This window comes from Streptomyces sp. NPDC001194, assembly GCF_042896985.1.
Classification (GTDB): domain Bacteria; phylum Actinomycetota; class Actinomycetes; order Streptomycetales; family Streptomycetaceae; genus Streptomyces.
Genome location: NZ_JBIAXU010000011.1, coordinates 36773 through 49262, shown reverse-complemented (window position 1 = coordinate 49262; position 12490 = coordinate 36773). Strand labels below are relative to the sequence as shown.

Sequence of the window (12490 nt, the reverse complement as noted above, 5' to 3'; positions counted from 1 at the left end):
ACGGACCTGGTCAGCCCGCCTAGGTCCGCAGAGGGACACCGTGCCCGGGCCGGCGAACAGGCGACGGGCAACCGGGACAACGACCGCTTCCAGCTGGCGGTCGAAGCCGTCGGTACGCGGGAGATGGCCGGCGCCATCGGCTCGCACCAGGCCGAAGCGCGCTCGGGCTGGTGCGAGCACGGGATCACGATCGGCGCCGAGCACCGCTGCAAGGGCTACGCGGCAGAAGCCGCTGAGCTGCTGCTTCGTTTCATGTTCGCCGAGCACCGGTTCCACAAGTGCCAGGTACGCATCTTCGCGCACAACGAAGCATCCCTGGCTCTCCACCGTCGGCTCGGCTTAGTGGAGGAGAGCCGACTGCGTGAGCTCGTGTACCTCTCCGGCCGGCACCGCGATGTCGTGGTGACGGGCCTGCTCGCCGAGGAGTTCGCCCAACTGCACCCGACGACCACCTGACGGGCGGACGCGGCTTCCCCCCGCGCAATGGCGGCGGCGGCCGCCCTCCCGGCTTCGGGAGGGCGGCCGCCACGTGGGTTCCGGTGGTCCCTTCTACGGGGCGGGGGCGGGGAGAGGCGCCGTGCCGAGGGTGGGGATGGTCCAGCGCTGGGCGGGACTGCTGTTGCAGTCGAACAGCCAGAGCGGGGTCCCGGGACGGGTGTCGAGGTTGCCGAGGTCGAGGCAGCGGCCGGAGACCGGGTTGTAGACGCTGTTGTCGGCTCGGGGGAGGAACCGCTGGCTCGGGGCGCTGCTGTCGCAGACCTGGAGTTCGATGAGCGTCGTGTTCGCGGTGCCTGCGTTCGCCGCTCCGAGGCACATGCCGTTGGTCCGGATGGTTCCGTCGGCCCGGATCTGGAACTTCTGTGCGTCGCTGCCGTTGCAGGCGGCGATCTGGATCTTGTTGCCGGGGCTGGGGCGGTTGAAGTCGTTGTCGACGCAGTTGGTGGCCGAAGCGGACAGCGCGATCGGGCTGGCGGCGCCAGGGGCGGTGGGGGTGACGGCATAAGGGTGGACAGCGAAGTCGCTGATACCGCCGTCAAGCACGTCCCGAACGGTTCCGTTGGCCTTGAACCGGCCAAGGATGAGGGGTCCGCTGGGGGAAGGGCTCGTAGAGGCCCGGTGCGCTCCAGTGCCGGCGAGTACGCCGTTGACGTAGAGGCTCATGAGGCCGGTGTCCGCGTTGTAGACGGCCGTCAGACGGATCCACGTACCCGGGATGAACCGGGCGGCGTCATTGGCGATGTTGGTGTAGTCGAAGGGCCATCCGTCGGCGTCGGCATGGGCCAGGGCGAAGCGCCAGTTCGAGGAATCGTCGGCGTACAAGATGAAGGAGCTGGTCCGATTGCCGTCCTGGCTGGCGACGACCTTCCCCTGCGCGCCCGCCTTGGCCCACGTGCTGATGGTGAAGCTCTTCCTGGTGTCGACGGCCGGTCGGGCGGTGGTGATGGTCGCCTCGGATTTCGAGCCGTGGAAGCTCGCGTACTTGGTGGCGCGTCCGCCGATCGTGTCGTCCTGGTAGGTGATGCCGACCGTAGTGGCGTCGTTCTTGCCGACCGTATCGGGGGTGGTTGCGCCGGTCTGCCCGGTCTGCCCGGTCTGCCCGGTCAGCGGCCACTGGCCCGTGGGGATGTTGAGATTGCCCAGAGCTACGGCGTCTGTGCCGACTCCATTGGCCATCGGGTAGGAGGCGCCCGTGCTTCCGGTCATGGTGCCGACGCCGTTGAAGGCGACGAGCTGCTGATTGCTGTCGACGGCCCACAGGTCGGGAATGCTGTCGCCGTTCAGGTCACCGTCGGAGCCGACACGGGGGTAGGCCTTCGGTTCGACCTTGCCGGAGATCAGGCCCGCGGCCGGGTCGGTGAAGCCGGTGAGGTCGGGTGCCTGCGCAGTGCCCTTGACAGAGAAGGCGTGCAGCGTGCCGTCGGTCTTGGAACGGGCCCACAGGGTGGGGAAGTCGGTTCCCTGGGCGCGGCCGGGGGTGATCAGGTCGTAGCCGTCCCACCGGGTGTCGTTGGCGGAGAGGAGGATGGCTTGCGGCTTGAGGCTGTCGGCGGTGTTGGCATAAGCCAGCCAGAGCCTCCCGTTCTCGATGAATAGCAGAGAAGTACGGGGCAGGGCATTCGGTTTGGCGTCGGAGTCACCGGTGACGGATCCGAAGGCAGCGATCTGGGTGACCTTCGACCAGTCGGAGCCGTAGCCGTGGGCCGAGCAATCAACAGTGGCGGAGGCGGGCGTGGCACAGCCGGACGGCTTGTCCACGGCAACGGGGGCCTGACTGTCGAACCGGCCGCTGAATGAGTTGTTGCGGTAGATGAGAAGCGATCTGTCCTCAGGCGCATGGGCGAACAAATCGTCCACCGTCTTTGAACCCAGGCTGCCACGGTGGCTGGTCTGGATGGTGTTCCAGCCGTTGGTACCAGGAGCGGATTCGACGTCGGCCTTGGGAGCCGCAGCCGGGTCCGCGCCGCCGCCGATCACGCGCAGCGCGCCCGTGCTGTCGGGTAGGAGGACATCTGCCTTCCGGTCGCCGGTGATGTCACCGAAGATCGGCTTCGGGCTGTTCGGGTTGGACGGAACGTAGAAGCTGTAAACGACGGGCTGGGACAGGTTGCCCGCGTTGTCCTGGGTCTGTACGTACAGGTGGTTGGTACCCCAGCCCTGAGGCTTGACCTTGATGTCGGCCTTGCCGTCGGTGAACTTGACCGTGTCCGTGTCGGTGCACTTCCAGTTCCCGGCCAAGGCCCTGACGGGGTCGGTCGTCCAGCGCGCACAGGCCAGGCCGGAGGAGCGGCCGCCGGCTGCCGGTGCAGGGTCGGTGCCGGTGAGGGAGAAGGTGCCTTCGTCGCCCGTCTGCTTGGGGTGGACACCGATGGTGCCGGAGGCGGGGAAGTCCGTGGAGCTGACCGCTGCGGTGGGCGGCGTGCGGTCGACGCGCAGGAAGCACCACTCGGTGGCCGCGCTCGTCAGCGTGCCGTCCGTGGTGCGCGCCGTCCAGCCGTACTGGTGCCCGTCGGTCAGCGGGCCGATGTCGACCGTTGCGTCTTCGTAGTCGCCGTTCCAGCCGGTCTGGGGGGTCTCGGTCTTGCCGTTGGCGTCGTCGTCCCAGTACTGGAACGTCGTCTGGAGCTGCCGTTTGGTGGCCGAGTACGTCTGGGTGGTGAGGGTGACGTTGTTGTTGGCACCCACCCAGCCCGGGTTGTCCCACGGGTTCGCGGTACCGGGCGTGCGGCAGTCGGCGTACGAAGCCGAGCTCGCGAATCCGGGAGTGGGACGGGTACGCGGCCACCAGACGGTGGGCGTGATGTCGTACTCGACGACGATGTGCGGGGTGTTCTCGTACCGCTGCCGGTAGTACTTGTTGTACTCGTCGTCGGGCGCGAGGCCGAGGGTGATGGTGGGCCACTGGTACCGGGCGGCGTTCTTCACCAGGTCCGTGACGGTGAAGTCGATCTGGCCGGTGCCCGACATGCTGGTGTGCCCGACCTGGCCGCAGCCCTGCATCGTGGAGCCGGTGCCGCAAGGCTGCCGGTTCCAGCTGGTCGGGTTGCCGATGGCGTTGGTGGAGTACAGGCCCATCGGGGTGGGTGTGCTGGGGCTGGACGAGGAGATCACCGTCGCGGAGAACGTCGCGTTGATGATCTGGGCGTTGTAGAGCCGGGAGTCCACCCCGATCTGGAAGTAGGTGCGGGTGCGTCCGATTCCGGTGCAGGGCGGGTTGCCGATGTTGTAGCCGCAGTAGCCGGTGGCCGGCTTGTCCTGGCCGTACTCGGTGCCGTTGAACTCGTTGGTGTCGGGGTAGGCCTCCTGGACCTGGGCCCACGCCTGGTTGGTGTTGTCGAGGACCGGGTTGATGCCCGGGTCGATGTACCAGGGACCGGTGCCCTTGCCCAGCAGCTCGGCATCGGGGACGAGCTCGATCCCCTTCGCGTCGGCCGTCGTCCTGACCGGCTTCACGGCGGCGCCCGCGCCCGGGCCGTCCGCGGTGGACGCCGCGGGCGGGGCGTCTGGGGACGGGGCGGACTGCGGGGCGGCCCTGGTCGACTTGCCCTGCTGTTCGGCGCCCGCGGGAGCGGATGCGGCGGCCGAGTCCCACATGAAGGACGTCGGGCTGCTGAAGCGGGTCCGGCCGCCGGTGTCCTTGATGTCGAGGTTGCCGGCGGAGTCGCCGGCGACGGTGAGCCCGTCGGCCTCGATGTCGAGCCGCAGCTTCCTGACCGCCGGGTTCGAGGCTGCCTGCGCGCTGCGGACGATCAGGACCTGGCTCCAGCCGCCCTGACGGTCGGCGCTCAGGCGCAGGTCCACGTCCGGAAGGACGTTGCGGTAGAGGGCACTGTCCCCGGAGAGCGCGGGCTTGGGAAGCGGGAACGGCGCCTTGAAGGCCAGTTTCCGGCCATCAGCCGTGGCCATGGAGACCATGGGCCCGGTGCCGCCGCCGGAGAAGCTGAGCTTCGAGGAGACCGCGGCCGGTACGACCGCGCCGTCGGCAGTGGTGTGGAGCGTGGCGTCGAGCGGGCGCCACTGCCCGTCCGCGCCCTTGAGGCGCTCCGGTACGGCTGCGGTATCGGTGGTCAGGGTGCCGCCCGGGTTGGCGAAGGTCTGCGAGCCTGCGGTGGTCAGGTCGGCGATGGCCACCCGCTTGCCGCTGCTCTTGGCTTCGGCGAGGGCCTTGGTGATGGCCGATTCCTCGGCGCTCGGCGCCGGTTTCGGCGTAGGAGCGGGCCAGGCGGTCTGCCCTGGCCCGTGGCCGCGGTCGCTGTCGGCGGCCACGGCGGGCGGAGCCGCGATCAGGCCGGCTCCGAGTGAGAGTACGGCCGCTCCTGCGATGGGCAGCATCGATACGCGCCAAGCCCGCCGACCGCGGCCCCCCGGCCTTGGTTTCCGCAATGCTGGAAATGAAGATCTCACGTGATGGCCCCCCTGAGCTGTGAGATGGACAGAAGTCAGCGGCACCATGGCTTCACTTCTGCAACTCTGTCAACGGGTTTCTGGACTTCGGGCGCCCGGTTTGGGTAGTGAACGCCCGAGGTGTGCTGTGAGTGACAAGAGTCACGGGTGGGGAATGTGAGACTCCGCTGAAAAATCGAACGGACTCTTCGTAAGGTGCGCTTGTTCTGGACCCTGCCGGTCCGGAGTTCGCGCTTTCAGTTTCCTGTGGGGGGATTCGGTTGTCTCGTAGAAGTGGCTCCGCCGCGCGCTCGCGCACCAGACGATCGCGTGTCGCGGTCGTCGCCACGCTCTCAGTTCTCTTCTCCGGCCTGGGTCTTCCCGCTGTTGAGGCTGCGGACAAACCGCCAAAGGTGTGGGTCCCACCCAATACGCCGCTACCGGATGTGAAACCGGTCAAGGGGGTGAACGCGAAGGCTCCGGCCAAGCAGGCGCCGACTGGCCGGAAATGGCTCCCAGATTCGAACGCCAAGATTCCATCGGGCTCGGCGAGTGTCTCTTTAGAACCCAAGCGGGGAACGGCCCGAGGTGTCACCGGGTCCGGAGCTGTGCGGGCCGGTAAGCTCCCTGTCTGGATTGCGCCTGTGAATGGCGTGAATCGTTCGGCGAATTTGTCGTCTCTCGCCGTCGGGGGTCCGGACACCAATTCCAGCCACGACAGCGCACTGCGTGTCGAGGTGAAGGACGCGGCCAAGGCCCGTGCCGCCGGAGTCAACGGCGCGCTCGTCGCCCTCAGCGGTGCCTCAGGGGCGAGTCCCTCGGGCAAGGTGGAAGTCGGTCTCGACGTCTCCGCATGGGCCAAGGCCGCCGGAGCCAACTGGGCCGACCGCGCCCGTCTGGTGCAGCTGCCCACGTGTGCCCTGATCACCCCCGGCGCCCCCGGCTGCACCACCCGTACGCCCCTCGCTTCGCACCGGGACGCCTCCGGGCGCCTGGTCGCGGAGGTGGACGCGCCCAAGAGCCCCGCGGCTCCCTCCTTCGCGCCGAAGACGCAGCCCGGCGCGGCCGCCAAGCCGGCAGCGCCGCAAGCCCCGCAGATGCTCGCCGCCCAGGACGTGGCGATCGCGATGGAGGCGGGCCCCAGAGGCGCCAGCGGCGACTACAGCGCCACCCCCCTCCTGCCCTCGGCCTCATGGCAGGCCGGGGCGAACGCCGCCAACTTCACCTACGGCTACACCGTCGAGGTGCCCAACGGCATCGCCGGCGCCGGCCCGGGCATCTCCCTCGGCTACGACTCCTCCTCCGTCGACGGCCGCACCGCATCCACCAACGCTCAGGCCGGCCCGTTCGGTGAGGGCTGGGAGTGGCATCCCGGCTCGATCTCGCGCTCGTACAAGGGGTGCAAGGACGCGGGCATCACGGACTCGGGCGACGAGTGCTGGGCCGGCGACATCCTCTCCCTGAACCTGGCCGGCCACGCCGGCCAGATTGTCCGCGACGACACCAGCTGCGTCTACCGGCTCCAGGGCGACGACGGCACCAAGATCGAGCGCCTGACCGGCCAGCGGAACCCGGCCTGGAAGGGCGAGGGGTTCAAGGTCACCACGACCGACGGCACCCAGTACTACTTCGGCTCCAATCGCCTGCCCGGAGGTGACGGCACCGACCCCGAGGCCAAGTCCGTCTCCACGGTCCCCGTCTACTTCAACAGCGGCCAGGACAAGTGCCTCGGCGCGCAGACCCCCGCCAACGGAACTTGGCAGCAGCTGGGCTGGCAGTGGAACCTCGACTACGTCGTGGACCCGCACCAGAACCTGGTCTCCTACCGCTACGAGCAAGAAGACAACCACTACGGGCGCGGCGGCGGCCAGAACAACGGCACCGGCACCAACACGCGGTACCAGCGCGCCAGCGTCCCGACCTGGATCGGTTACGGCCAACGCCTGCCCGAGCAGATCACAGCGAAGGGCGCGGCCAAGCCCGCCGCCCAGGTGTGGCTGCGCGGCGCCGAGCGCTGCTTCCCCGGCGGCGCCATCACCTGTGACCCGGCGCAGCGGACCAAGACCAACACGACGTCCTGGCCCGACACCCCCGTCGATCAGGAGTGCGCGGCCACCGGCCAGTGCCTGAACCTGTCGCCCACCTACTTCTCCACCAAGCGGGTCGAGCAGATCGACACCGAGGTCCTGGCCGGCACGGACTACCGCCGTGTCGACTCCTACGTCCTCAACCAGTCGTTCCCGGACCCGGGAGACGGCACCTCCCCGACGCTCTGGCTCGACTCGATCGTCCGCAAGGCCTCCAACGGCCAGCCCGAGAAGAAGCTGCCCGAAGTCTCCTTCCAGCCGCTGCAGATCGCCAACCGCGTCGACGGTGTCGTGCGGCGGCCCGACGGTTCGGACGCCTCGGCTCCGCGCTACTACCGTCCCCGTATCGAGAAGATCACCACTGAGACCGGTGGCCTGATCAACGTCGTCTACAAGGCTCCGGAGTGCTCCCGGGTCAGGGGCACCATGCCGTCCTCCGAGGACGGCAACACGATGGCCTGCATGCCGGTCAAGTGGTACCTGCCCAAGCAGTCCTTCCCGGATCCGGTGAACGACTGGTTCAACAAGATCGTTGTCCAGTCCGTCACCCAGCAGGACATGGTCGCCGGCCAGGTCACCACGGTGACCGACTACGAGTACGGCGGCGGCATCGCCTGGCACCGCAACGACTCCGAGTTCGCCGACCCCAAGACCCGTACGTGGGACCAGTTCCGCGGCTACGCCACGGTCACCACCCGCACGGGCAACGGCAACTCGGCCGAGGCCCCGCGCACCAAGAGCGTGACCACCTACCTGCGCGGCATGGACGGCGACGTCCTCTCCAACGGCACCAAGCGCAGCGTCACCATCGACGACGCGCAGGGCGGCCACATCAAGGACGAGGACGTCCTCTCGGGCCGGGTCCGCCAGACGCAGACGTACGACCGAGACGGCGACGGCGGAACCGTCGTGGCCGACGAGGTCACCACCCCCTGGCTCGGCAAGAAGGTCACCGCGACCCGCGCCCAGTCGGGCGACCTGCCCGCCATCACCGCCCGCGCCCAGAACACGGGGCAGATCACCAGCCGGGCCAAGCTGGCGGACGGAACCTGGCGCGTCAGCGAGCGCACCTCCGAGTACGACGACACCCTCCTGTCCCGCCCGACCAAGGTCGACGACAAGGCCGACCTGGCCCGCCCCGACCAGCGTCTGTGCACCACGTTCGACTACGCCACCGGCCCAGGGGGCGCCCTCACCCAGCTCGCCTCCCGCACCCTGGTGCTCTCGGGCGCATGCGGGCAGACCCCGACCGCCGCGAACACGGTCGGCGACACCCTCGCCTCCTTCGACAACCTGCCCGCCGGACAGGCAGGGTCGACCGGCGACCAGACCGGCACCTCGGTCCTGGAGAAGTACGACGCCGCGGGCAAGCCGGTGTACCGCCTCAACTCGACCGCGACGTACGACGCGTACGGGCGCGTCACCAGCAACACCAACAAGACCCGCAAGGACGCCGCCCACCCCGACGGCGCGGTGACCACCACGGAGTACAAGCCGGCCACTGGCTCCATACCGACCGAGGTCACCCACACCAACCCGCTCGGCTGGAAGACCGTCACCACCCTCGACACCGGCCGTTCGCTGCCGCTGAAGACGACAGACGAGAACAAGCACGTCGCCGAACGCGAGTACGACGCATTCGGCCGCGTCACCTCCATCTGGCAGCCCGGCCAGGAACGCGCGAGGGGCGCCGTGCCCGTACGCAAGTTCTCGTACGCGATGAACGGCACGAACGCGCCGTCCACCGTCCTGAGCCAGGCACTCGTGGGAACGAGGCAGCTCTATAGCGCCAGCTACACGATTTACGACGGTCTCGGCCGTGTCCGCCAGACGCAGGCAAACACGGCGTCAGGCTCCCGTGGCCGCCTGATCACCGATGCCCTGTTCGACTCCCACGGCCGCCAGGTCAAGACCAGCGGCCAGTACTACAACGACGAAGGCGCCCCCTCGGGCACGCTGTTCCTGCCTAACGGGGGCGTCAACCCCGACAGCAAGATCCCTGCCCAGACCCTCTCCGTCTTCGACGGTCTGGGCCGTCCCACGGCCTCCGTTTTCCAGTCGTACGGCGTGGAACAGTGGCGCTCCAAGACCGAGTACCCCGGTGTTGACGAGACCCGCACCATCCCGCCGAACGGTGGCTACGCCACCGCGACCATCACCAACGGCACCACCTCGCTGCTGCGCCAGTACAAGGCCAACACCCCCACGGGTGCATACGACGAGACGACCTACGAGACCAACACGCAGGGCAAGGAACTCCGGCGCAAGGACCCTGCGGGCAACGAGTGGACCTTCGCCTACGACCTGCTCGGCCGAACGGTGAAGACCGCCGACCCGGACTCCGGGACCAGTGTCACGGTCTACGACGACGACAAGAACCTCACCACCGTCACCGACAGCAGGAACAAGAGCGCCACTACGGTTACCGACCTCCTCGGCCGCACCACCGCGACCTACGAGGGCAAGGCCGTCGACCCCGCCAAACAGGTCGGCGCCTTCACCTACGACTCCAAGGCCCTGGGTAAGCCCTCCACGAGCACCCGCTACGTTGGCGGAGCCGGCGGCAGCGCGTACGTCTCCGAGGTCACGGGGTACGACGGCGGCTACCGCCCCCTTGGTACCAAGACCACGATCCCGGCGGCTGAGAAGGGCCTGGCTGGCGTCTACGAGACCACGAACACTTACGACTCGTACGGTCAGCCGAAGCAATCGGTCTTGCCCGCCATTCCCAAGGCCGGTCTCGGCGCCGAGACCCTGACCATCGGAACTGACGAGGCCGGCAACCTCTCGTCGCTCGACGGAAGCATCGCCGGGAACTGGACTCCGTACATCGCGCAGGCGTTCTTCGACCCCTACGGGCAGGCGGTACGGACCACAGTGGGCGAGAGCGCCCTGCAGATCGTCTCGACCGTCGATTACGACGTTGCGACCGGCCGCCCGATCCGCTCCACGCTCGACAAGCAGACTGCGGCCACCGCCAGCGTCGACGTCGTCGACTACACCTACAACCAGGTCGGGCAGCTGACCTCCGTCGGGAACACACAGGACGGGGCCACCCGCGACCTGCAGTGCTTCACCCACGACTACCTGGGCCGGCTGACCCAGGCCTGGACCGACACCGGTACGCAGGCCACGGCCCCGCAGCCGAACGTCCGCGGCCTCGGAGGCTGCACCAATACCAATGGCCCGGCCGTCGACGGCACCGGCAAGCCCAGCGTGGGCGGCCCCGCCCCGTACTGGCAGCAGTACGAGTACGACCTCCTCGGCAACCGCACGAAGCTGGTCAGGAAGGACGTCACCGGCAACGCCGCCAAGGACACCACGGTCACCCAGACCTTCGGCGGCCGCCAGAACACCCCCTCCACCGATCCGAAGACGGGCGGTGGCACGGGCGGTCCGCACGCTCTGATGACTTCCACGGAGACCGGCCCGTCCGGCACGAAGGTCACGTCGTACACGTACGACGCGGGCGGCAACACCGCTTCGATCACGAACACGCCCGGTACCAAGAAGCTGACCTGGAACGACCAGGGCAAGCTCGACAAGATCACAGGCACCGGTGAGAGCGCGGGCACCAGCTACCTCTACGACACGGGCGGCAACCAGCTCATCCGCCGCGACCCGGGCAGCACCACGCTCAACCTCGGCACCGACCAGATCACCCTGGACACCGCCACCGGCAAGGTCTCCAACGTCCGCACGTACGCGGCCCCGGGCGGCCTGTCCATCACCCGCACCACCACCGCCGGCACGTCCGCCCTCACCTACCAGGGCTCGGACCACCACGGCACGGGCGGCGTCCAGTTCAACGCCACGGACCTGGCCCAGGTCCGCCGCGCCACGGACCCCTTCGGCAACGACCGCGGCGCCCCGCCTTCTCCGGGCACGTGGGCGGGTGACAAGGGCTTCGTGGGCGGCACCAAGGAGAAGTCCACCGGCTTCACCCTCCTGGGCGCCCGCGAATACGACCCCACGACGGGCCGCTTCCTCAGCCCGGACCCGATCATCGACGGCGGAGACCCGCAGCAGTGGAACGCCTACGCGTACTCCAACAACAGTCCGATCAACGCGTCCGACCCGAGCGGCCTCTACATCGACGACGGCACCGGCCACTCCGAGAGGCGGGACGGCACAAGCCCCAAGCCGACCACTCCCCCTTCGGACGATGACGGCGAAAAGACGCTCAACGACGCCAACAACAAGGTCCACGACGCCAAGCGCAAGCGCGACAAGCTCATCAGCGAAGTCGTCGACCTGGTCGGCGACCTGATCGGCTACAACGACGCCCGGGACTGCTTCACCAAGGGCGACGCGATGGCCTGCATCAACACAGCCCTCAACTTCGTCCCCTGGGGCAAGTTGTTCAAGGCCGTCAAGATCGGCATCAAGGCCTTCAAGATCTACAAGGAAATCAACAAGTCCTACGACGCGATCCACGAGGCGGAACGCGGAGCGGCCCGTGCGGCCGAGGCGGTGACCAAGTCCAAGAAGGCTGCCAAGGAAGCGCGCGAGGCCGAAGCGAAGGCCGCGGACTCGGCTCCGGAGAAGGCCGGCAAGGAGACCGCCACCGACAGCGCGGGCACGGAAAGCAAAGCCGGCAGAGAGTCTTCCGACGCCGAGGCCGGCGCAGGCTCCAGCGAATCCCACAGCAGCGGCGGCTCGGAGTCGGGCGGCTCTTGCAGTGTCAAGACGAACAGCTTCCCCACCGGCACCCGTGTCCAGATGGCCGACGGCACGACGAAGGAGATCCAGGACGTCCACGTCGGCGACAAGGTCCTCGCCACCGACCCGCAGACCGGTGAGACCCGTCCCCAGCAGGTGACAGCGACCATCACCACCCCGGACGACAAGGAGTTCACCGACCTCACCCTCACCGACGAGTCCAACCCCCGCGCCCCGCCCGTCCAGCTCACTTCCACCTCCCACCACCCGCACTGGAACGAGACCCGCCGCCAGTGGGTCGACGCGGGCGAATTCACCCAGGGCGACCAACTCCGCCGCCCCGACGGCACGACCCTCACGGTCCAGTCCAAGCGCAACTACCCGTACGCCGTAACCACGCACAACCTCACCGTCAACGACTTCCACACGTACTATGTGCTCGCAGGCGCCGCACCAGTCCTAGTCCATAACTGTGATGGGGTGGCAACGGTCCATTTGGACCCGGAGAAGAAACACGCCTTGATCACCGTGCAGGCGCATGACGGCGAAGTCATGCACACTGAGCAGTGGGGAGGGGTTGATGTGGCCACCAACGGAGTCAGGCATTTTAAACCCGAGATCCTTTCTCCGTTCACCATCAACGTACGAGTTGAACTTCCGCGAGTTCAAGGGGCCCTGGCCTACATCGAAACGCAGATCAGCCGAACGGCTAAGGGGACGTACCCGCCCTACAGTCTCGGTAGGCAGAGCTGTGTAACGTACTGCATGAACGTACTTGAGGCTGGCGGAATCGAAGGACTTCCCAAGACTACGGGCCGCGCGACAGACTGGCTCCGAGAACATCATGGTTGATGAAAGGA

3 protein-coding genes are annotated in these 12490 nt (G+C 68.0%); 2 read left to right on the top strand and 1 reads right to left on the bottom strand.

What is annotated here, in order from left to right:
* Positions 1-6 precede the first annotated feature (6 nt).
* A complete protein-coding gene (locus ACFY1T_RS21915; RefSeq protein ID WP_390789742.1) occupies positions 7-456 on the top strand; it encodes a GNAT family N-acetyltransferase in 450 nt (149 codons plus the stop codon).
* A 93-nt stretch (positions 457-549) separates the two neighbouring features.
* Here the strand turns inward: ACFY1T_RS21915 and ACFY1T_RS21910 are convergent, their stop codons facing one another.
* Entirely contained in the window at positions 550-4830 is a 4281-nt protein-coding gene (locus tag ACFY1T_RS21910) for a ricin-type beta-trefoil lectin domain protein (protein WP_390789612.1), read from the bottom strand.
* 722 nt (positions 4831-5552) lie between these two features.
* Between ACFY1T_RS21910 and ACFY1T_RS21905 the strand changes: the two genes are divergently transcribed.
* Entirely contained in the window at positions 5553-12482 is a 6930-nt protein-coding gene (locus tag ACFY1T_RS21905; RefSeq protein ID WP_390789611.1) for a polymorphic toxin-type HINT domain-containing protein, read from the top strand.
* Positions 12483-12490 lie beyond the last annotated feature (8 nt).

Coding starts and splice junctions, on each gene's coding strand:
- ACFY1T_RS21910 (WP_390789612.1), bottom strand. CDS start 4,830: ATGCTGCCCATCGCAGGAGCGGCCGTACTCTCACTCGGAGCCGGCCTG.